The sequence below is a fragment of the Streptomyces roseirectus genome (assembly GCF_014489635.1).
GTDB classification, from domain to species: Bacteria; Actinomycetota; Actinomycetes; order Streptomycetales; family Streptomycetaceae; genus Streptomyces; species Streptomyces roseirectus.
Genome location: NZ_CP060828.1, coordinates 3,482,653 through 3,504,327, shown reverse-complemented (window position 1 = coordinate 3,504,327; position 21,675 = coordinate 3,482,653). Strand labels below are relative to the sequence as shown.

Genomic DNA, 21,675 nt, shown 5'->3' with positions numbered 1-21,675 from the left:
ACCATCGCGCGGTGCCGGGGGGTGGCTTCCCGTCGGGTGGCGCGGAGCCGTCCGGACCGCGTTCGTCCGAGCGCTGCGATCGCCGGTTCGGCCGAAGCCCGCGTCGCCGTGCGAGCCGGTCGGCGCGGCGGGGCCGCCCGGCCCCGGGCCGACGGGCGGAACTCGGCCGCGACCGGCGGAGCCGCGACGGCCGAGCGCCCGCACCACGGGGCGGTACGCCACCCGCCGGTACACCACCCGCCGGTACGCCACCCGCCGGGGCGCGGACGCCCCGCGACCCCGGTCACGAACTCGCCGGACCCCGGCCTCCGCTGAGACCGGCCCGCTTGAGCCCCACAACGCAACACCCCCACTCCACCGGTCACGAGCCGTCCGGTGGCCGTGGGGACAGCCGTACCGACCCGAAGGGAGCCGCATGAAACTGCCCCTCAAGTACCGCAGAAGAACAGCTCTGTTGGCTGTCGGCAGCCTCGCCGGTGGCCTGCTGCTGAGCACGCCGCAGCCCGCGTCCGCCGCCAACCTGATCCTCAACCCCGGCTTCGAGACGGCCGGTTCGGGCGACATGCCCTACTGCTGGGAGAAGTCCGGCTGGGGTGACAACGACTTCACGTTCACGACGACCTCCGATGCGCACAGTGGCAGCAAGGCGATGAAGGTCGAGTTGACCCGGCGTGTCGACGGCGACCGGAAGGCGCTGATCACCGAGTCCGCGGCGTGTGCGCCGGCGGTCTCGGTGGGGAAGCAGTACGACCTGTCGCTCTGGTACAAGTCGACGACGCCCGACACCTCCGTCACCCTGTTCCGGCACGACGCCACCGCCGGCTGGCAGTACTGGACCGACCTCAAGACGCTGGACGTGTCGGCGAGTTGGGCGCAGGCGAGTGTGCGGACGCCGGAGGTGCCGGCCGGGACGGACCGGATCGCGTGGGGTGTCTCCGTGTACGGCACGGGTTCGGCGACGACGGACGACTACACGATGGAACAGGTCCCGGACGTCACCCCGCCGGCCACCTGCACCGGCACCGACGTCCAGTGCGCGGACGGGAGTTGGAGTGTGCTGCCGACGCAGAACCCCGTCCGGTCGATGCACTCCGTCGTGCTGAACAACGGCAAGGTGCTGATGATCGCCGGCTCGGGGAACAGCGAGGAGCAGTTCGAGGCGGGGACGTTCACCTCGGCCGTGTACGACCCGGAGAACGGCACCTACAAGGTCGTCCCGACGCCGAAGGACATGTTCTGCGCCGGACACGTCCAGCTCCAGGACGGCCGGGTGCTGGTGATGAGCGGGAACAAGGCGTACCCGGCGGCGGACGGCTCGCACGGGTACGAGGGGTTCAAGGACTCGTACGTCTTCGACCCGGTCACCGAGACGTACAGCAAGACCAACGACATGAACGACGGCCACTGGTACCCCTCGGCGACGGTCCTCGGCGACGGTGACGTCCTGTCCTTCGGCGGCCTGCGCGAGGACTCCTCGGGGTCCGTGACGGCCGAGCGCTGGTCCGACGCCGAGCAGCGGTGGCTGCCGCTGTGGCGGGTCAACCAGACGTGGTCGTACTGGGGCCTGTACCCGTCGATGGTGCTGATGCAGGACGGCCGCCTCTTCTACACGGGCAGCCACGTCTTCGGCAACAACATCCCCGGCACGGGCGCGGCGGTCTACGACTACGACGCGAACACCGTCACCCAGGTCCCGGGGCTGCGGAACAAGGACGAGCGCGACCAGTCGGCCAGCGTCCTGCTGCCCCCGGCGCAGGACCAGAGGGTCCTGACCCTCGGCGGCGGCAACATCGACTCCAACCCGGAGGGCAACCGCCTCACCGACGTCATCGACCTGAAGCAGCCGAACCCGGCGTACGTGGCCGGCCCGCCGATCCCGCAGGGCACCGTCGACCTAGGGAACGGCCCGGTCCCGCAGACCGGGAACCAGGGCAAGATGTACGTCTCCGCGGTCCTCCTGCCCGACGGCAAGGTCCTGGAGACCGGCGGCGCGCTCCACAACCGCGCGAACCCGGTGTTCGAGTCGTCCCTGTACGACCCGGCGACCGGCACCTTCGACCAGGTGGCCACCGACCCCGAGGCCCGCGGCTACCACTCCTCGGCCGTACTCCTGCCGGACGGCCGGGTGTTGACGACCGGCGACAACCCCGGCAACGGCACCTGGAACCACGACGTGTCCGTCTACTCCCCGCCCTACCTCTTCAAGGGCCCCCGCCCGCAGATCACTTCGCTGATCGACACCGAGTGGCAGTACGGCGACACCCAGCGCATCACCGTCGACCGGCCCATCGCCAAGGCCGAGTTGATCCGCCCGGCCGCGGTCACCCACTCCTCCGACCCCAACCAGCGCTTCGTGGACCTGCCGCTGTCGGTGGACGGAAACAACGTCGACCTGAACGTCACCAGCAACCCGAACCTCGCGCCCCCCGGCTGGTACATGCTCTTCGCGGTCGACGCCAACGGGGTTCCCTCCGTGGCGAAGTGGGTCCACCTCACCGGCCCGAAGGCCCTCGCCAAGACCGACGCCGCGCCCCATGTCCACGACTTCGCCGCCAAGTTGACCGGCAAGCTCACCGGCCCCGGCGTCAAGAAGCCCTCCCAGAAGGTCAGTCCGACCCTCTCCGGCTGCGACCGCCACTACGGCTCCGCCAACGTCTGCGTCCCGACGGCCTTCCCGCCCGACGTCAAGAAGACGACCGCCGCCCGCTGCACCTGGCTCGCCAAGAACGACTACGGCACCTTGAAGGTCAACGGCGCCGACCCCCTGGCCCTCGACCCCGACGGCAACGGCACGGCCTGCGACACGAAGAAGGACGTCAACAACCGCCGGTAAAACTCAACACCTCCGCCACGATCGCCTCCAACCGCTCATGATGCGCCCTTGTTGGGGGCGATCGGCGACCTCGTCCTTGCCGGCCGCCCGCAGCATCGTGTCCAGGGAGCCGGCGTGGGCGCGAACCGCCCGAGGACTTCCCGGAGTTGGACGTCGGGCGACGTGTCGTACACATACGCCCCCGCCCAGTTCTCCCGCCGCCGACAGCGCCGCGAGCGCGGGATCCCCGAGGTCCGTGGACTCGTACGCGGCGTCCACCCCGAGCAGGCGCAACCCCCGCGCCAGGGTGCCTAGATGGACGTCGAGCAGGAACCGCAGCGGCGCCCCCGGCACGCGCTGGGGATGCCGGTGCGCCCGGACCTCCACCGCGTCCCCGGCGCCGGGGACGTAAGTGGCGGCCACCTCACGGCCGTTGACGATCAACGCCCCCACCTCGGTGAGTGGCACCCCGGCCGATTCCACGACAGGGCAAGGGGCGCTTCTCTCAAGGGGATTGGGGGCGTCCCGCAAGGGGTTTCAGGCCGTGCTCCAGGACGTCGAGCGCGCGGTCGAGGAGGTCGAGGGGGTCGTCGCGGAAGTCGTTCTCGGCCCAGTGGAGAGTGAGTTCCGCGAGGCCGCCGATGACGGAGCGGGTGTGGACGCGGACCTCGAAGCTGTCGGCGGGCCACCCGGTGCGCGCGGCGACCGCCTCGGCGAACATCTGGCTGGTGACGGCCATGCTCTCCATCATCCGGGCCCGGACGGACGGCACCTCGACCATCAGCCGGGACCGCAGCCGCAGGACTTCGGGCTCCTCCCCGGTGGCGGCGAGCAGCGCCCCGCGCGCCACGTGCCGCAGCGACGCCGGCCACGGCTCGTCCGCGGGCCGCTCCCGCAGCTCCGCCAGGAGGATCGGGTCGTACTCGTCCGTGAGGACGATGTCCTCCTTCGTGGGGAAGTACCGGAAGACCGTCGACGGCGACACCTCGGCGCGGTCCGCGATCTGCTCGACGGTGGTCGCGTCGTAGCCCTGCTCCTGGATCAGCGCGTAGGTCGCGTCGCGGATCGCCGTCCGGGTCTTGATCTTCTTCCGTTCGCGGAGTCCCAGTCGGGGGGCGCCGGTGGGGGGAGAGGTCCGTGCGGGGGTCATGGGCGTCATTGTCGTGCATCGACCTGGTCGGGGGCCACGTCCGCCGCCTTCCCGGCCGTCGCCGCCCCCGGCAGGAACGCCGCCGCCAGCAGCGCCGCGACCAGCGCGGACACCCCGCACACCAGCAGCGCGAGGTTCATGCCGTGGACGTAGGCGCCGTTCGCGGACGCCGACAGCGCGGCGGACCCGGCCCGCTCGGCGACCGCGTGCGCGGCGACGACGGACTCCCCGGCCGTGTGCGCGAGGTCGGGCGGCAGTCCGGTGACATCGAGCCGGTCGCGGAAGTCGCTCGCGACGAGGCTGCCGAGCAGCGCGATGCCGATCGCGGCGCCGACCTGCCGCAGCGTCATCAGCAGCCCGGAGCCGCTGCCGGCCCGCTCGCGCGGCAGGGCGCCGAGCGCGCCGTCCATGGCCGGGACGAGCGCGAACCCGAAGCCGAGGCCGGTGATCGACAGCCACAGCGCGGTGAACCCGTACCCGGAGTCCACCGTCGTCCGGCTCCCGAGCAGGGCCGCGAACGCGAGGACCGCGAGGCCCGCGCTGACCACCGCGCGCGCCCCGAACCGCGCCACGACCGGCTGCGCGCCGCGCGCCGCGACGATCAGCCCGCCCATCATCGGCAGCAGCCGCACCCCGGTGCCGAGCGCGTCGTTGCCGAGGACGGCCTGGAGGTACTGCGGCAGCACGAACAGCAGCCCGGACAGCACGAACATCACCAGCGTCGCCGCGAGCGTGTTGAACAGGAACCCCCGCCGCGCCAGCAGCGCGATGTCCAGCATCGGCCGCGCGACCCCGCGCTCGCGCAGCACGAGGACGGCGACGAGGACGACGGCGGCGGCGAACATCCCCACGACCAGCGGGTCGCCCCAGCCGCGCACCGGCGCCTCGATGATCGCGTAGATCAGCGCGCCGAGGCCGGTCGCGGTGAGCGCGGTGGACAGGGTGTCGACCTTCGGGGAGGCCGGGTCGCTGGTCTCGGGGAGGAGGAAGACGCAGGCGGTGATGCCGAGCGCGGCCATGGGGACGTTGACGAGGAAGACCGAGCCCCACCAGAAGTGGTTCAGCAGCCAGCCCCCGATGATCGGCCCGAGCGGCAGCCCCAGCGAACCCGCGGCGGAGATGATCCCGACGGCCTTGGTCCGCTCGTCGGGACCGAACAGCGAAGGCAGCACGGACAGGGCGAGCGGGGTGACCAGCGCGCCCCCGACGCCCATGAACGCGCGGGCGGCGATCACCCAGTTCACGTCGCTCGCGAGCGCGCCGAGCACCGAGCCGGCGAGGAACAGCGTCAGGCCGACGACGAGCATCCGGCGCCGTCCGAACCGGTCGCCGAGGAGCCCGGCGGGGAGCATCAGCGCGGCGAAGACGACGATGTACGCGTCGGCCATCCACTGCTGCTGGCCCGTGGACGCGCCGAGGTCGGCGGCCATCGTGGGCAGGGCGACGTTGAGGATCGTGATGTCGAAGCCGATCGTGAGCATGCCCGCGACCAGGGCGGCGAGGGCCCACCAGCGGCGGGGGTCCGGAGCGACAGTGTCCATGAAATGACAGTAGCTCTCAAAAGCTATCCGCTGTTAATCCAATGGGCGCACGAAAAAGGGCCACGGCACTTCGCCGTGGCCCTGAAAGCGGTCGCGCGACCCGCTACGACTGGTACGCGACCAGCGAGATCGCCACGTAGTGGGTGATGAACGCCGCCAGCGTGAACGAGTGGAACACCTCGTGGAAGCCGAACCAGCGCGGCGAGGGGTTCGGCTTCTTGATCCCGTAGATGACCCCGCCCGCGCTGTAGAGGAGGCCGCCGACGATCACCAGGACGAGGACGGCGATGCCGCCCGCCCGCATGAAGTCCGGCAGGAAGAAGACGGCCGCCCAGCCCATGGCCAGGTAGCAGGGGGTGTAGAGCCAGCGGGGGGCGCCCACCCAGAAGACCCGGAAGACGATCCCGGCCGCCGCCGCGGCCCAGATGCCCCACAGCAGCCACTGCCCCTTCGAGGCCGGCAGCAGCAGCATCGTCAGCGGGGTGTAGGTGCCCGCGATGATGAGGAAGATGTTGGCGTGATCCAGCCGTCGCAGGACGCCGTCCATGCGCGGGGTCCAGGTGCCCCGGTGGTACAGCGCGCTCACGCCGAACAGCAGGCAGGCGGTCAGGACGTAGATGCCGCAGGCGATCCGGGCCTTCGGTGAGTCCGCGAGGGCGGTCAGGGCCAGGCCGGCGATCAGCGCCGCCGGGAACATCCCCAGGTGCAGCCAGCCGCGCAGCTTCGGTTTGATCGGCTCGGCGAGCTGCTGGGCCTGCTGCTTGAGCTGGTGAGGCAGGGAGGGCGCAGTCATGCGCGAAATCGTACCTACGGAACCGTAAGTTACGCGTCAGTATGGCGAGATGGCCGCTGACGAGTGGCCATCGTCTCACACCCCCTCGGGCGGCCTCCAGATGGCCGACGGCTCCCTTCCGTGGTCGGGTGAACACGTGGCGATCCTCACGTTGCTCATATGTGACGCCCTCTGGACAGATGGGCTCACCCAGCGGATGATCAAATGAGTGCAGTCGGCACCGGATGAGCGGCTACGACGTTTCCGGGTCGACGCCCCCACGGGGCAGAAGACAAGAAACCCTCGTCAAGTAGGAGCAATCGTGGCGCGCGACATCGCGGCTCCCCCCACCCACCACCAGGAACTCGTCTCCTGGGTGAACGAGATCGCCGAACTGACCCAGCCGGACAGCGTGGTCTGGTGCGACGGGTCCGAGGCCGAGTACGACCGGCTCTGTGCGGAGCTGGTCGACAAGGGCACCTTCAAGAGGCTCGACCCCGTCAAGCGGCCGAACTCCTACTACGCCGCCTCCGACCCGACCGATGTCGCGCGGGTCGAGGACCGTACGTTCATCTGCTCCGAGAAGGAGGAGGACGCCGGGCCGACCAACCACTGGAAGGCCCCCGCCGAGATGCGGGAGATCTTCACCGGCGACCAGGGCGTCTTCCGGGGCTCCATGCGCGGGCGCACCATGTACGTCGTCCCCTTCTGCATGGGCCCCCTCGGCTCGAAGCTCTCCGCCATCGGCGTCGAGATCACCGACTCCGCGTACGTCGCCGTCTCCATGCGGACGATGACGCGCATGGGCCAGGCCGTCCTCGACGAGCTGGGTTCCGACGGCCAGTACGTGCGTGCCGTGCACACACTCGGGGCGCCGCTGGAGCCCGGCCAGGCCGACGTGCCGTGGCCCTGCAACTCCACCAAGTACATCTCCCACTTCCCCGAGACCCGCGAGATCTGGTCCTACGGCTCCGGGTACGGCGGCAACGCGCTGCTCGGCAAGAAGTGCTACGCCCTGCGCATCGCCTCCGTCATGGCCCGCGACGAGGGCTGGCTCGCCGAGCACATGCTCATCCTCAAACTGACCCCGCCGCAGGGCGAGGCCAAGTACGTCGCCGCCGCGTTCCCCTCCGCCTGCGGGAAGACGAACCTCGCGATGCTGGAGCCCACCGTCTCCGGGTGGACCGTCGAGACCATCGGCGACGACATCGCCTGGATGCGCTTCGGGGACGACGGCCGCCTCTACGCCATCAACCCCGAGGCCGGGTTCTTCGGCGTCGCACCCGGCACCGGCGAGCACACCAACGCCAACGCGATGAAGACGCTGTGGGGCAACTCCGTCTTCACGAACGTCGCTCTGACGGACGACGGCGACATCTGGTGGGAGGGGATGACCGAGGAGACCCCGGCGCACCTCACCGACTGGAAGGGCAACGACTGGACGCCTGGTGCCGACGCGCCCGCCGCCCACCCCAACGCCCGCTTCACCGTCCCGGCGTCCCAGTGCCCCATCATCGCGCCCGAGTGGGAGGACCCCCGGGGCGTCCCCATCTCCGCGATCCTCTTCGGCGGCCGGCGCGCCTCGGCCGTCCCCCTGGTCACCGAGTCCTTCGACTGGAACCACGGCGTCTTCCTCGGCGCCAACGTCGCCTCCGAGAAGACCGCCGCCGCCGAGGGCAAGGTCGGCGAACTCCGCCGCGACCCCTTCGCCATGCTGCCCTTCTGCGGCTACAACATGGGCGACTACATGGCCCACTGGATCGACGTCGCCAAGGACAAGGACCCCGGCAAGCTCCCCAAGATCTACTACGTCAACTGGTTCCGCAAGGACGACACCGGCCGCTTCGTCTGGCCCGGCTTCGGCGAGAACTCCCGCGTCCTGAAGTGGATCGTGGAACGCCTCGACGGCACGGCGGAGGGCGTGGAGACCCCCATCGGCATCCTCCCGACGCCGGACGCGCTCGACACGAAGGGGCTGGAACTGGCCCAGGATGACCTGGAGTTCCTCCTGACGGTGGACAAGGAGATCTGGCGCGAGGAGGCGTCCCTGGTCCCCGACCACTTGAACACCTTCGGCGACCACACCCCGAAGGAACTCTGGGACGAGTACGAGGCGTTGGTCTCCCGCCTCTCGTAACCCCCCTTACTCCGCGGCCGGTTCACCGATCAGTCCCTGACCAGACGCATCGTCACGAACCGGCCGCGGTACACCGGCAGGCCCTGTACAACGGCGTACGGGGCCGGGCCCACCACCGACTCCGTCAGCCCCGACGGGTGAGGTGGTGGGCCTTTGCCCGCCCTCCTCACGTCTTCGACCCGTTCGAGTCAACTTCCCCGGACTTGTTGCCGAGTTGACCGGCGCGTCGGCATGCTGCCGGAAGTCGTAAGGGGGAGGGGCGGTCATGCCACGGACGACGATGTTTCGGTACCTGCTTCAGCAGCGGCACCTGACGACGCACGAGGCGTTCGCCACCCAGTACAGGCGTTCCGCTGTCCGGCTGGCGGAGCTCGACCGTGACCCTCGCCTGGCGTCTCTTGAGGTCTCCCCGCGTCAGTTCGACCGTTGGTACGGCGGGGAGTTACTGACCCTGCCCCGTCCTGATGCCTGCCGCGTGCTGGAGCACATGCTGGGCAGACCTGTCTCCGAACTGTTCGCTGTGACGGGCGACGGCCGGACGGAGGACCCGACCACATACCGGCGGACATCGAGCGCGGCTCCCCAACGCGAAGCCGACGAGAACCCGTTGGTCATTGCCGCCAGGACCCGGCAGCTCACGACGGGCAATGCCGACGGCGCGACGCTCGCCTTCCTCGGCCGCTCCCTGGAGGACGTCACCGGACGGTACGAACAGGATGGCCCGTACGTCCTTCGCCCTCAAGTCCGCCAGGTACGGCGGCTCACCCACACCCTCCTCGACGGTCACCAGCCGCCAGACGTCCGCCGTGAACTCTTCCGCCTCGCCGCCCGAGCGTCCGGCCTGCTCGGCTACATGGCCGTGAACATGGGGGACTTCGCGCTCGCGGAGGCGTACGGTACCGAAGCCCGGGACCTCAGCCGCGAGATCGGCGACCTGGACACGGAACTGTGGGTGCGCGGCACGCTCTCCTTCGTCCTGTACTACGCCGGCCGGTACGGCGAGGCGGACGCCTGCGCCGCCGCGGCCGTCGAGCGCGCTCCGCGTCACGTTCAGTCGATCCGTCTGCTCGTCAATGGCAGGGCTCGGGCGCTGGGCAAGACCGGTGACCGCCGGGCTGTCGAGAAGGCCATCGGGCAGGCCCTGCACCTCTCGGACCTCCACGAGGTCCCCGCCGGACTGACTCCCTGTATCTCCTTCGGACCGTACGGCCGCGCCCGGACGCTGGCCAACGCCGTCACGTCGCACGTGGCGCTGCGCAACACCGCCCAGGTACTGCGGGACGCCGAGCACATCGACGATCTGGTGGAGCACTCGGCCTCCGCCTGGAGCCGTTCCCTCGTACGTCTCGACGTCGCCACCGCGTTGTTGCAGCAGCGCGTTCCCGAGGTCGATCACGCGATGACACTGGGCCGTGAAGCTTTGCGGCTCTGCGCGGACACCCCGATCAGCTCCGTCTACCAGCGGTCCCGCGACCTGCACGCGCAGGCGACGCCGTGGCGTGATCGCCCGCAGGTACGCGATTATGGCGAGGAGTTCCGGATCTGGAGCTCGCAGCCGGCGACTTTGGCCATGGCGTCCACCGCGTCGTAGGCGGCGTCACATGGCCGGTGCGAACCGAAGGAGTACGACGGGTGTTCCTGCTCGGCACCGATCCCGCCTCCTTCCCAGCCGAACCGCCTGCTGACCCGCTCGATCCGGCCGTCATCGCGGCTCATGACTGGGCGGCGTTCAGCGAGCTCGAGGAGCTGACCGACCACTGGTCACGCCCCGGCTGGACGGACGGCAGCCGCGCGTACTACTGGATGCTCACCTTTCCCGACGACCGGCGCCTCGCAGCTCTCGCCGGACACTGCCAGGAAGAACTGGCGCCGCTCGGTCTCGACCCCGTTCCGCCGGACGGCCTGCACATCACGCTCGCCCGTGTGGGAGCACCGGACGACGTCACCCCCGGCCAGTTGGACAGCCTGGCCCGAGACGTCGGAGGACTCCTGCCCGCCGCGTTCTCCGTGCACGCCATGCCGCTGGCCGGCTCGCGGGGCGCCGTCCGGCTGTCCCTCGGGCCCTGGGAGCCCTTGCTCCGTCTCCATCACGCGCTCGTCGAAGCGGGGAGAGCTGTCGGTATGGCCTTCCAGAAACCGACCGCCGCTTTCCGCCCCCACCTGAGCCTCGCCTACAACAACCGCCGCCGACCCGCTGCCCCCGTCATCCAGGCGGTTTCACGGCTTCGTGCGCTCCCTGCGGTTGAACTCTCCGTACCAGCCGTCCAGTTGGTCGAACTGCGCCGCGAGGGACGGACGTACCGCTGGGAGGTAGGGAAGAACGTCCCGCTCGGGTAGCCCGTCGGCGTCCAGAGGGAGCACCACGACGACCTCCTTGCCGATCGCGGTCGGCCGGACCAGCCATCCGGCGGTCAACTCCTCGATGAGGAACAGCCCGAGCCCGCTGTCCGCAAGTTCATCCGACGTTGTCGTTGCCGACCAGGTCTGCACTGCCGACACGTCCCGTCCCGAGTCGTGAACCCACAGCGCCGCCGCGTTCCCATACACCTCCACGCACATGCAGTCCGGTCCACCGACCGTGTGCCTGACGGTGTTGCCCACGAGCTCTGAGACGACCGGTACGGCGTCCTCGACGCGTTCCGGTGAGGCGCACCCGGCGAGGGCCTGGCGTGCGTGTCTGCGTGCGAGGCCCGAGGGTTCGGCGCAGCCGGCCAGATTCAACCAGTGACGCCGTACAGGTGCCCCGTCACGCCGTCCTGCCGCCGTTTCACGGGCTGCCGGACGGCGGGCGAACGGCGTATCGCCGCCGTCAGCTCTCGGCGAGGCTTTTCCCGAAACCGCTCAATCCACAAGAACAGGGAGGTCAGAGCTGTGCCCAACGCTTTACGACCGGACGGCGGCACGCTGCCCGAGCGACTGTTGTACCTGCTCAACGTCTCCAACCCCGGCCACCTGTCCGCCGATTCGGGATTCACCTTCGCCGAACTGCTCACGTCGGCGTGGGCGGATGCCGGGGTGGAGGTCACGGTGGGCGCGCCGGTTCCTGTAGGGGACGAGCGGGTCCGGTTCGTGGCGACCGCGTCCCCGGCGACGAAGTACCGCGCGCGCTTGGCCCCGGACCTGGACGGTCTGGCCTCGGTGGTCCGTGAGGTGAGGCCGCAGGCCGTGGTGGTCAACCAGATCGAGGCGGCACCGGCGGTGCGGGCCGCGCTGGTGGAGGCCGGGGTCGATGCGCTGGTCGCCGGGTACTGCCACTACCTGCCGTTCTCCTTCGACAACGGCGAACGACTGTGCCTGGACCCGTCGTTGGACGATGGCGGCCTGGGCCGCTCGATCCTGCTGGCCTTCGTCGGCGGACTGGCCGCGTGCGACCGGGTGTTGGTGCATTCGGCGACCGCCGCGTCGTGGACGTCGACTGTCGCGGCCCGCATGGGAGTGGACCTGGGGGAGAAGCTGCACGTCGTCCCAGCGCCCAGGGACGAGCGCCTGGTGCGAGATCCGTCCGATGCCCTCGTGCCGGACGGAATCGCGACGGGTGTCTACAACCACCGCCTCTACGCGCACTACGGAACCCGCGAGTTCACAGATCTGGCCCGCCGTCTGACGGCTGGCTCCCCGGTGCGGCTGACGGTGCTGGACCTGCTCGGCGACCGCAGCCCTGAGCGCATCAGGCTGGACTCGAGTCCGGAACGCTTCCGGGCCGAACTCGCCTCCCTCGACGGGGTCATGGTCGACTCGGACCGAGGTGACCGCCTGCGCTACCGCGAGCTGCTGGCGGGTGCGCACTTCGGTCTCGCGCCGCTGCGGCCGGGCTGTCCGTGGTCGATGTCCGTGATCGACTGCCAGGGTATGGGGCTGCCGGTCGTCGGCCCGCGTACGGGATGGCCGGCCGAGCACATCGCCGACGACCTCCTCTTCGACACCCCGGACGACGCCGTCCGGATCGTGACCCGCCTTGCGACAGACCCCGCCTTCTACCTCGCCCAGGCGAAACAGGCCCACGACTCAACGGCCTTGCTCAGCCCGGCACTTGTGGCGGCGCGTTACCTGGAGGCACTGCGGTGAGGGCCGACGCGGTGATGCTGTCGTACGACGAACCGCGCGCCGGTCTCCTGCACACGCGGCTTGAGCGCGTCCTCGGCGTCAAGGTGAAACGCCTGCACGGCGTGGTGGGGATGCGGCGTGCCTACTGCCTGGCCGCCGAGGTCGTCGACACGGACGAACTCCTGCTGGCGGACGGCGACTTCGTCATCGACGCCGCCTTCGACCTGCGCACGGTGACGCCGTTGGCGGACGGGGTGTCGATGCGGGTGTGGCGAGCCCGCAACCCGCTCAACGGACTGGTCTACGGCTACGGCGGACTCAAGCTGATCCGGCGCAGTGCCTTGCGGCAGCTCGGGGAAGCCGTCGACGTCCTCGCCGCGCTTCCCGGCCGGACCGAGTTCGCCGCCGAGATCGCCGGGACCACGCGGATCGACCAGTCCGCGTATCACGCATGGAAGGCGGGGTTCAGGGAGTGCGCGATGCTCACGCGCGGCAGTGAGTACGGCATGAGCGACCAGGAGACGGCCGCACGGATCGCCACCTGGACGGAGGTCGCCGAGGGCGAGTTCGCGTCGTACGCGGTGGCAGGGGCGCGGCAAGGCGTGGAGTTCGCGCACGAGGCCGCCGGTGACCCGGCGCTGTTCGACCGGCTCAATGACCCGGCCTGGCTGCGCGCCCGGTTCGACGACCAGGCGCTCACCGGATGAGCGGCCCTCTCCTGGTGCTCGTCGAGCCGCACGCCCACCGGATCGGCGGACACCACCAACACGCCCTGACTGCCCTCGCGTCGGCGTACGACAACGTGCTCGTCGTCGCCCCCTATGGTTCGAGGTCCGCTGCTGTGACGCCCACGGGGCGATTCCCCTCTCTGCTGATGGCGATGGCGCGCGCTGTCCGGCGCCTCGCCGAAGCCGGTAAGTGGCTCTTCACCTCGCGGCGTTGGCCCACCTGGCTACGCCGTCTCCCGCACCAGGTGACCTTGCTGGCGCGCTGCCTGGCCGAGGCGGCATGCGTCCGTACCGCGCACTCCGCCGCCGACGGGGCCGTAGTGGTGGTGCTCAGCGCGAGCGAGGCCCTGCACTCGGCCGTCGGACTGCTCGGCGGACCCCATCTGAGGTTCGTCCACGAGGTCGTCACCACCGAGGGGATTCTCGTCCGGACTGTCGGTGCTCTCACCGCGTCCGGCGGGCGTCGAGTTCTTCTCCTGGCGCCGACCAACGCGGTCCGGGACGAACTGGCCGCCTGTTTCCCGCGGTTGAGGATACGGACGCGGCCCTTCGCCCTTGTGGACCCCGAGGAGCAACTTACCGACGCCGAGCGGCAGCGGGCGCGGAACGCCTTCGGGATCCGGGACGCCGAGCCGGCCGTCTGCCTCGTGGGCGGCTGGTGGCCGTACAAGGACATCAGCGTCGTCGACGCTGCGCTTGTACGGCTCGACTGCCCTCTTCACGTGATCGTGGCGGGAGATCCGCTCGACTCCGGGATCCTCTGGCGCTGGAGCAGCCTGCCGCACGTGCGTCTGCACACCGTAGGCGTGCCGGAGTCGGTGCGGTCCGTGTACGCGGCGGTCGACGCCGCCGTGGTCGCACGTCGCCCCGGGGTGGGCAAGGAGTCGGGGCTCGTGGTGGACGCCGTCCGGTTCGGTGTCCCGCTGCTGCTGTCCGACCACGACCCGGCGCTCACCGACCGGCTGTCCGGCCAGGGCTGGACGAGGACCTTTCCCGTAGGCGACGGCGGACGCCTCGCCGCGCTGCTCAGCGATCTGGCTCGGACACCACTCCCGAGGCCCGCACCGGACACGGCCAGGCACCTCGGTGTGCCTTCGGCAGCCGGGCAGGCCGCCTTCCTCCTGCGCATCGCCTCCAGCCTGAAGGGGACCTCCTGATGGACACACCGCCTGTGATCGCCGTGATCGGCCCGGTGGAGCCGGAGTTGCTGGCCACGTGGGTGGATCACTACCGGCGTCTGGGAGCCGAGCGGTTCCTCCTCGCCTTCCACTTCGCCGACCACGTACCGGACCGTCGGCGCGACGAGTTGAAGGCAACCTGCGAAGCCCTGGGGATCGCCCCGGCGGCGGTGGCCAGGGGGCCGTGGCACGAGCACACCAACACCGAACTGCGCGACATGCTCCGCGACCGGGCCGGGACCGGCTGGCATCTGCTGGCCGACGCCGACGAATTCCATACCTACCCCGCCCCGCTGGCCGAGGTCCTGGCCGAAGCGGAGGTGTCCGGGACCGGGACGGTCGGCGGACTGATGCTCGACCGGGTCTCCGCCGACGGCCGCCTGACCGCCTGGTCACCATCGCCGGGGTCAGGATTGGACGTGGCGTATCCCCTGGGCGGATTCCTCACCCACCTGCTGCTGCGCGGCGACCCGCGCAAGATCGTGCTCGCACACTCCAGTGTCACCGTCGACTCCGGGAACCACCGCGCCGAAGGACACCGGCCGGCGAACCGGCCACCGGTTGTGGTCCACCACTTCAAATGGCGATGCGGCGTACGAGAGGACCTTGAAAGGCGCGCGGCCCGTACGGCGGACGGCAGTTGGCAGACCAGATCCCCTGCACTGCTGTCGGAGGCCCGGCGTCTGCTGAGTCACCTGTCGCTGCATGACGGCCGGATCGACGTCACCGCCCCCGACGTCCCCTTCCGGCCAGTCTCTCTCCAGGAGACCCCGCTGTGGTGGCCGGAGGAAGCCACAAGGCTGGCCGCCACCTGGCGTCCCGCTAGAAGGAGTCCGGCTCGATGATCTCCTCGCCCTCGCCGTGCGGGGCGTCGAACCGGGCGAAGAAGTCGCCCAGCGCCGACTCGGTGACCGTCAAGGCGTTCGCGTCGGCACGCCGGTTGCGCTCGTTCAGGCGCCGGAGCAGTTCCTCACGCGGGACCGGAAAGTACAGCAGACGCACGGCCCCTCCGGCATCGCGGACGAGGTTCTTCCAGTCCTCCCGCTCCTTGCGCCGCCACAACCCGTGATCGACCACGACGGAACGCCCAGCCCTCACCAACTCCACCAGCTCCTGGCGTACTTCCGCGACGACAGGCGCCTCCCGGGCGAAGTACTCGTACTCCGGGTAGTCCACGCCGTAACGACCGTGCCGTTCAAAGACCCGCTCGTCCACGGACAGCCGCACCACCCCGGACGGCTCCAACTCCCGCCGCGCGTACGTCGTCTTGCCCGACCCCGTCAGCCCGACGAGCAGGTACACGACCGGAGCGGCCTCCATCGCCATGTGCTTCTCTCCTCCACCACGCACTACTGCCGCGACCAGCCTGCCAGGTCCCGCCCACGTGCGCGGTTCGACTCCCGGAGACGTCCATGAACCCTCTTCTTCGCGCCTTGCGGAGATACGTTCGCCACCTCCCCGCCGGACCAGGAGTTCCCCGGCTCGCCGGTCACCTGAACGAACACCTGAAGAACCACCCCGTCACCACGGTCACCCGCACCCGCTCCGGCGCCCTCTTCCCCGTGACGACCAGCGACGTCATCCAGCGCTACCTCTACCTCTTCGGCGTATGGGAACCACACCTCACCTCCTTCGTCTCCCGCCGACTCCGGCCCGGCGACACCTTCGTCGACATCGGCGCGAACATCGGCTACTACACCGTCCTCGCCGCCCAACTCGTCGGCCCCACAGGGCGAGTGGTGGCCGTCGAACCCTCTCCCGACTTCCACCAGGCCCTGACCGAGAACGCCCGCCTCAACGGATGCGCCAACGTCCGCACCATCAACACCGCCGTCTCCGACGCCCCCGGACGGCTGACCTTCTACCTAGAGGACCCCACCAACCTCGGCGGCACCACCGCCGTACGACCACGCACCGTCGCATCATCGTTCACCGCCGACACCGCGCCGCTCTCCCGGCTCCTCACAACTGACGAAGTCACCGCCGCACGCCTGATCAAGATCGACGTCGAAGGAGGCGAAGCCGGTGCCGTACGCGGACTCCTGCCCGTGCTGGACCAACTCCGGGACGACGCCGAGCTGCTCGTCGAGGTGACGCCGAGGCTGCTGGCCAAGCAGGGCCAGACGGTCGACGAGGTCTTCACCCCCTTGCGGGACCACGGATTCCACCCCTACCGCGTGACCAACGACTACGACGCGGCCAGCTACCCACCAGCCCTGCGCCGCCCCGCATCGGCAGCGCGCTGGCGAGAGCCGGTCACGGAGATGACCGACCTGGTGTTCTCCCGCGTCGACGCCGACGCGCTGCCCTCGTGACGCCATCGCGCCGGGCGCCTACATCTCCCGGGCCGGGCGGAACTCGTGCTGGGGCTGGGGGAACTGGCTCCAGAGGACTTCGGAGGTGATGTCTCCGGCGAGGACGGAGGTGAGGAAGCGGGTGACGGTCATGTCGTAGCGCTCCCAGTCGGAGTCACCGTTGACGAGGATGGGACGGCTGTCGGGGTCGTCGCCGGGCTGGACCAGCCAGTACAGGTACTCCCCGTTGTCGGTGGTCGCCCAGCAGACGAGACGGTTGCCGTCGCTTTCCATCTCGGCGGGCTTGTCGTCGTACTGCCACAGGGAGTCGTTGGCCTCCTCCCGCTCCGCGGAGATCTTGAGCTGGTCGTAGACGTCGTTGGGGCAGCCGGGTTCGAGGAGGAGCAGGTAGTTGTCGATGAGCCCTCCGCCGTAGGCGGCGATGAGTTCTTTGCAGTCCGCGGGCAGCGTGGTGCGCAGGGCGGTTTCGGCGGCGTCCCAGCCGAGGCTCTGGCCGCCGGTGGAGGGGAGGGGGAGTAGTTCGGTGAGGCGGGTCAGGTCGGGGGTCATCGGGAGAGGGGTCCTTTTTCACCGTTTGCGGTTCCAGATGGTGAAGACGTTGGTTCCGCCGGGTCGGCGTTCTGCGCCTAGGGGCGCGGGGCTGTGTCGATGTGCGGCTCCGCCGCGTGGGCGCGACCAGCCACAACGCACCCGCACCCGAAACTCAAGCTCGATCACCCCGCACCCGGCGTCCAAAACGTGGCACCCGGTCCGCGCGTCGCTGCGGGTGCGCGCGGACCGGGGCCGATTGGGGGGTGGACCCCGTGGGGGGGATTAGTGGGCGGCGCCTGAGAGGGCGGCCGTGTGGGCGTCCATGCGCTGGGCGGCGAGGATGGCGGACGCGGTGTCCGCGCGGGACGCGGCGACGAGGAGGGCGCGGCCGGCGAGGGCGTGGGCGCGGCGGTGGAGCGAGGTGGGGGAGTGGCCGGTGCCGTCGGCGTGGACGCGCATGGGGGCGCGGCCGGCGCGGAGGCGGGTGACCTGGCGGGCCAGCTTGTCGGCGGCCGAGTCGAGGTCCGCCGAGGAGCCGCAGGCGCGCAGCTCGTCGGTCACCGCGAGCAGCGCGGACAGGTGCCCGGCGAGCTGGATGTCCAGCTCCTCCTCCCGCGTGCGGTGGGGGACGTCGGAGGCGCGCACCGGGGTGCTGTGGACCGACTTCGTGCGGATCGGCTCGTACATGTGGGGGGCCTCCTGTGCTCTGACAGGAGACCATCCTAGCTTAGAACTTGTCTAAAGTTGTCGAGGTTACAGAATTGGCCCCGTTCGGTCACCGACGGTCAGTGCTGTCCGTACCCGTCGAGGAACCGCCCGATCCGGGTGACCGCGTCCTTGAGGTCCGTCGCCGTCGGCAGCGTCACCACCCGGAAGTGATCGGGTTCGGGCCAGTTGAACCCGCTTCCCTGGACGACCATGATCTTCTCCTGCCGCAGCAGGTCGAGGACCATCCGCCGGTCGTCCTTGATCCGGTAGACCTGCGGATCGAGCCGGGGGAAGAGGTAGAGGGCCCCCTTGGGGCGGACGCAGGTCACGCCGGGGATCTGCGTGAGCAGTTCGTACGCCGTGTCCATCTGCTCCTTGAGCCGCCCGCCGGGCAGGACGAGGTCGTTGATGGACTGCCGCCCGCTGAGCGCGGCGACCACCCCGTGCTGCCCCGGCATGTTCGCGCACAGCCGCATGTTCGCGAGGATCGTCAGACCCTCGATGTAGGAGTCCGCGTGTGCGCGGGGCCCGGAGATCGACATCCACCCGACCCGGTACCCGGCGACCCGGTACGCCTTGGACATCCCGTTGAACGTCAACGTCAGCAGATCGGGCGCGACGGCGGCCGTCGCCGTGTGCGTCGCCCCGTCGTAGAGGATCTTGTCGTAGATCTCGTCGGAGCAGACCAGCAGATTGTGCCGCCGGGCGATGTCGGTCAGCCCCCGCAGCATCTCCTCGTCGTACACCGCCCCCGTCGGATTGTTGGGGTTGATGATGACGAGCGCCTTGGTCCGGTCCGTGACCTTGCGCTCGATGTCGGCGAGGTCGGGCATCCAGTCGGACTGCTCGTCGCAGCGGTAGTGGACGGCGGTCCCGCCGGACAGCGACACGGCGGCCGTCCACAGGGGGTAGTCCGGCGCGGGCACGAGCACTTCGTCGCCGTCGTCCAGCAGCCCCTGCATCGCCATGACGATCAGCTCGGAGACCCCGTTGCCGACGAAGACGTGCTCGACGTCCGTCTCGATGCCCAGCGTCTGGTTGTGCATGACGACCGCGCGCCGGGCGGCCAGCAGACCCTTCGCGTCGCCGTAGCCGTGGGCCGTCGAGACGTTGCGGAGGATGTCCTCCAGGATCTCCGGCGGGCACTCGAAGCCGAACGCGGCCGGGTTGCCGGTGTTGAGCTTGAGGATGCGGTGACCTGCCGCCTCCAGCCGCATCGCCTCCTCAAGAACCGGGCCCCGGATCTCGTAACAGACATTGGCGAGCTTTGTGGACTGGATCACCTGCATGTCTGGGAGCTTACGGCCCGCCCGCCCGGCCCGGGGCGTGTTTTGCGCCACGCGGGGGTGGAAAGCGTCCGGCTGAAAATGACTCCTTGTTCCCGGAGGGGTGGATGTTGATTATGTGCATGACAAACATCTAGCCAGAGGGGACCCCCCACATGAGAAAGCCTCTCGTCGCCGCGCTCTTCGCCCTGACCCTGGCCGGCGCGGGCGCCGCGCCCGCCGTCGCCGCCCCGGACGCCGCCCCCGCGGCCACCGTCGGCAAGATCGCCACCACCCCGGCGACCGCGACGCCCAAGGCCGAGACGCCGACGCTGAAGGCCGTCACCCTCGCCGGAACCGTCGCGCTCAGCAACTGTTCCGGCTCGGTGATCCGCTTCCCGAACTCCCTGGACACCGACCCCGCGCTGGTCATGTCCAACGGCCACTGCCTGACCTCCGGTTTCCCGGCCCCCGGCCAGGTCATCGTCAACCAGGCGTCCAGCCGCACCTTCGGCCTGCTCAACGCCTCCGGCACCCAGGTCGCCACCCTCAGGGCGAGCAAGCTGGCGTACGCGACGATGACCGACACGGACGTCTCGATCTACCAGCTCACCTCGACCTACGCGACGATCCGCAACAACTACGGGATCGCGCCGCTCACCGTCCAGAGCACCCGTCCGGCCGCCGGCACCGCGATCACGGTGGCCTCCGGGTACTGGAAGCGCCTCTACAGCTGCAACATCGACGGCTTCGTGTACCAGCTGAAGGAGGGCGACTGGACCTGGAAGGACTCGGTCCGCTACACCTCCGCCTGCCAGACCATCGGCGGCACCTCCGGCTCCCCGGTCGTCGACCAGGCCACCGGCAACGTCGTCGCCGTCAACAACACGGGCAACGAGGACGGCGCCCGCTGCACCGTCAACAACCCGTGCGAGGTCTCCTCGACCGGTGCTGTGACGGTCCGTCAGGGCATCAACTACGGCCAGCAGACGTACCACATGGCGGCCTGCTTCCCGACCGGCAACCAGCTCAACCTGAACGCCTCCGGCTGCATCCTGCCGAAGCCGTAACGCACCGCGCACGCGGGGGTGTTCCGTCCCACGGGACTGAGACGGACCGCCCCGCCGCGTGTTTTCGAGAGGGGGCTTCAGAAGAACGTCCGCACGTATTCGGTCACCGTGCCGTCCGCCGCCACCACCGGAATCAGCGGCCACTTCTCGAACGTCGTGCACGGATGCGACAGCCCCAACCCCACCCAGTCGCCGACCTCCAGATCGACGCCGGGCCCGGTGCCCAGCCACGCGTGCTGATCGGAGAGCGCGGTCACCGAGATCCCGTCCCCCGCCCGCTCGTCACCATCCCGCCGGACCACCTCGACGACCGGCAGCCCGAGGTCGTACGCGACGTCCCGCTTGCCCGCGTTGATGAACGCCTGCTGCGGGGTCGGCCGCGAGACGACCTGCGCCCACAGGCGGAACGCCGGTTCCAGCGCGCCTTCTTCAGGCACGCGGTTGAACGGCGTGCGGTCGCGGTAGTGCAGATGGTCGTGCGTGACGTACGCACCCGAACGCAGCAACTTCAGTACCGGCGCCGACAGTTCGGGCACCTCCGCGAGGACGTCGGCGACCGCGTCGAACCACTCGCTGCCACCCGCGCTGACGACGATCTCGTCCAGCCCCGCGAACCGGCCGCCCCGGTCGAACTCCCCGGCCAGCGCCACGAGTTCACGCGTCCACGCCCGCACCGCGTCCGCCGTCGCGTCCGGCACCTGCGCCTCGTACCCCGCCACGCCCACCAGTCGGAGCGTCCGCGTCCCCGCGACCGCGTCGGCGACCTGGTGCGCCTGTGCCGCCGTCCGCACCCCCGTCCGCCCCTCGGGGCCCGCCGCCAGCTCGACGACGACCTCCAACGGGCGTACCGCGCCCGCCTCTTGGAGCGCCGCGTCCATCAACTCGACGCCGCGCACGGAGTCGACGTAGCAGAGGTGCCGGAAACCGGGGTCGGCGTCCTGTTCGGCGGCGAGCCAGCGCAGGGCCGCCGGGTCGACGAGCTGGTTGGCGAGGAAGATCCGGGAGATCCCGAACTCCCGGGCCACCCGCACCTGGTGGGGCATCGCGAGGGTGATGCCCCAGGCGCCGTGGGCGAGTTGGCGGTGGAAGAGGGCCGGGGCCATCGTCGTCTTGCCGTGCGGGGCGAAGGCGAGGCCGTGGCGGTCCGTGTAGGTCTCCAGGAGCGTCAGGTTGTGGGCCAGGCGCTCGGCGGAGAGGGTGAGAACCGGAGTGGGGAAACCGCCGTCGAACAGGTTGCGGTGTTCGGCCGTCAACTCGGCGACCGTGCGGCCGTCGGCGTCCGGCGGGAGGCCCTTGAAGCGGTGGTCGAGGCGTTCTGCGGCGAGGTCGGCCAGGGTGGAGGGGCGGGGCACGGGCACTCCCGGTCGTAGCTCTGTCGTATAACGAAGTGAGGGTCGGCTGTGTACGGCACAGGATCGTCGACC

18 protein-coding genes and 1 pseudogene are annotated in these 21,675 nt (G+C 70.1%); 10 read left to right on the top strand and 9 right to left on the bottom strand.

Annotation, left to right across the window (positions count from 1 at the left end):
- Window positions 1-415: 415 nt before the first annotated feature.
- Window positions 416-2,833, top strand: coding sequence for a galactose oxidase family protein (locus tag IAG44_RS14425; protein ID WP_187747528.1), 2,418 nt, complete (start codon window positions 416-418; stop codon window positions 2,831-2,833).
- Window positions 2,834-2,925: 92 nt separating this feature from the next.
- Here IAG44_RS14425 and IAG44_RS14420 read toward each other — a convergent pair.
- The 4 genes and pseudogenes from IAG44_RS14420 to trhA all read right to left on the bottom strand — a co-directional run.
- Window positions 2,926-3,298: pseudogene (locus IAG44_RS14420) on the bottom strand (Mut7-C RNAse domain-containing protein); the annotation flags it as partial.
- A 19-nt stretch (window positions 3,299-3,317) separates the two neighbouring features.
- Entirely contained in the window at window positions 3,318-3,962 is a 645-nt protein-coding gene (locus tag IAG44_RS14415; RefSeq protein ID WP_187747527.1) for a TetR/AcrR family transcriptional regulator, read from the bottom strand.
- Window positions 3,963-3,967: 5 nt separating this feature from the next.
- Window positions 3,968-5,503 (bottom strand): MFS transporter, encoded by a 1,536-nt coding sequence (locus IAG44_RS14410; protein WP_187747526.1) that lies wholly within the window; start codon window positions 5,501-5,503, stop codon window positions 3,968-3,970.
- Between the two features lie 103 nt (window positions 5,504-5,606).
- The gene (gene trhA, locus IAG44_RS14405; RefSeq protein WP_187747525.1) at window positions 5,607-6,296 is read right to left on the bottom strand and encodes a PAQR family membrane homeostasis protein TrhA; all 690 of its coding nucleotides are present in this window, start codon (window positions 6,294-6,296) and stop codon (window positions 5,607-5,609) included.
- A gap of 301 nt (window positions 6,297-6,597) precedes the next feature.
- Here trhA and IAG44_RS14400 point away from each other — a divergent pair, with 301 nt between their 5' ends.
- From IAG44_RS14400 to IAG44_RS14370, 7 genes are all read left to right on the top strand, one after another.
- The gene (locus IAG44_RS14400) at window positions 6,598-8,412 is read left to right on the top strand and encodes a phosphoenolpyruvate carboxykinase (GTP) (RefSeq protein ID WP_187747524.1); all 1,815 of its coding nucleotides are present in this window, start codon (window positions 6,598-6,600) and stop codon (window positions 8,410-8,412) included.
- Between the two features lie 265 nt (window positions 8,413-8,677).
- Window positions 8,678-10,003: a tetratricopeptide repeat protein gene (locus IAG44_RS14395; protein WP_187747523.1), complete on the top strand. Its 1,326-nt coding sequence runs from the start codon at window positions 8,678-8,680 to the stop codon at window positions 10,001-10,003.
- 41 nt (window positions 10,004-10,044) lie between these two features.
- Window positions 10,045-10,749, top strand: coding sequence for a 2'-5' RNA ligase family protein (locus tag IAG44_RS14390; protein ID WP_187747522.1), 705 nt, complete (start codon window positions 10,045-10,047; stop codon window positions 10,747-10,749).
- Between the two features lie 534 nt (window positions 10,750-11,283).
- Window positions 11,284-12,477, top strand: coding sequence for a glycosyltransferase family protein (locus IAG44_RS14385; RefSeq protein ID WP_246561712.1), 1,194 nt, complete (start codon window positions 11,284-11,286; stop codon window positions 12,475-12,477).
- The gene (locus IAG44_RS14380) at window positions 12,474-13,163 is read left to right on the top strand and encodes a hypothetical protein (protein ID WP_246561709.1); all 690 of its coding nucleotides are present in this window, start codon (window positions 12,474-12,476) and stop codon (window positions 13,161-13,163) included. Before IAG44_RS14385 ends, IAG44_RS14380 begins: the two co-directional genes overlap by 4 nt.
- Entirely contained in the window at window positions 13,160-14,341 is a 1,182-nt protein-coding gene (locus IAG44_RS14375) for a hypothetical protein (protein WP_187747521.1), read from the top strand. The genes IAG44_RS14380 and IAG44_RS14375 overlap by 4 nt, the downstream gene beginning before the upstream one ends.
- Window positions 14,341-15,207 (top strand): glycosyltransferase family 2 protein, encoded by an 867-nt coding sequence (locus IAG44_RS14370; RefSeq protein WP_187747520.1) that lies wholly within the window; start codon window positions 14,341-14,343, stop codon window positions 15,205-15,207. Before IAG44_RS14375 ends, IAG44_RS14370 begins: the two co-directional genes overlap by 1 nt.
- Here IAG44_RS14370 and IAG44_RS14365 read toward each other — a convergent pair.
- Window positions 15,185-15,688 (bottom strand): P-loop nucleotide/nucleoside kinase family protein, encoded by a 504-nt coding sequence (locus tag IAG44_RS14365; protein ID WP_246561707.1) that lies wholly within the window; start codon window positions 15,686-15,688, stop codon window positions 15,185-15,187. The two genes, IAG44_RS14370 and IAG44_RS14365, sit on opposite strands and share 23 nt — an antisense overlap.
- A 107-nt stretch (window positions 15,689-15,795) precedes the next feature.
- On the opposite strand from IAG44_RS14365, the gene IAG44_RS14360 reads away from it, so the two are divergent.
- Window positions 15,796-16,677: an FkbM family methyltransferase gene (locus IAG44_RS14360; RefSeq protein WP_246561704.1), complete on the top strand. Its 882-nt coding sequence runs from the start codon at window positions 15,796-15,798 to the stop codon at window positions 16,675-16,677.
- A gap of 18 nt (window positions 16,678-16,695) precedes the next feature.
- On the opposite strand, the gene IAG44_RS14355 is transcribed toward IAG44_RS14360, so the two are convergent.
- The 3 genes from IAG44_RS14355 to IAG44_RS14345 form a co-directional block, all read right to left on the bottom strand.
- Complete coding sequence (locus IAG44_RS14355) at window positions 16,696-17,226, bottom strand: SMI1/KNR4 family protein (protein WP_187747518.1); 531 nt, start codon at window positions 17,224-17,226, stop codon at window positions 16,696-16,698.
- Between the two features lie 264 nt (window positions 17,227-17,490).
- Window positions 17,491-17,895, bottom strand: a complete 405-nt coding sequence (locus IAG44_RS14350; protein ID WP_187747517.1) for an SCO4983 family protein — start codon at window positions 17,893-17,895, stop codon at window positions 17,491-17,493.
- Between the two features lie 98 nt (window positions 17,896-17,993).
- Window positions 17,994-19,205, bottom strand: coding sequence for a pyridoxal phosphate-dependent aminotransferase (locus IAG44_RS14345; protein WP_187747516.1), 1,212 nt, complete (start codon window positions 19,203-19,205; stop codon window positions 17,994-17,996).
- Window positions 19,206-19,357: 152 nt separating this feature from the next.
- Here IAG44_RS14345 and IAG44_RS14340 point away from each other — a divergent pair, with 152 nt between their 5' ends.
- Window positions 19,358-20,251 (top strand): S1 family peptidase, encoded by an 894-nt coding sequence (locus tag IAG44_RS14340; RefSeq protein WP_187747515.1) that lies wholly within the window; start codon window positions 19,358-19,360, stop codon window positions 20,249-20,251.
- 77 nt (window positions 20,252-20,328) lie between these two features.
- Here IAG44_RS14340 and IAG44_RS14335 read toward each other — a convergent pair whose 3' ends face one another.
- A complete protein-coding gene (locus IAG44_RS14335; protein WP_246561702.1) occupies window positions 20,329-21,603 on the bottom strand; it encodes an amino acid deaminase in 1,275 nt (424 codons plus the stop codon).
- Window positions 21,604-21,675: the final 72 nt, after the last annotated feature.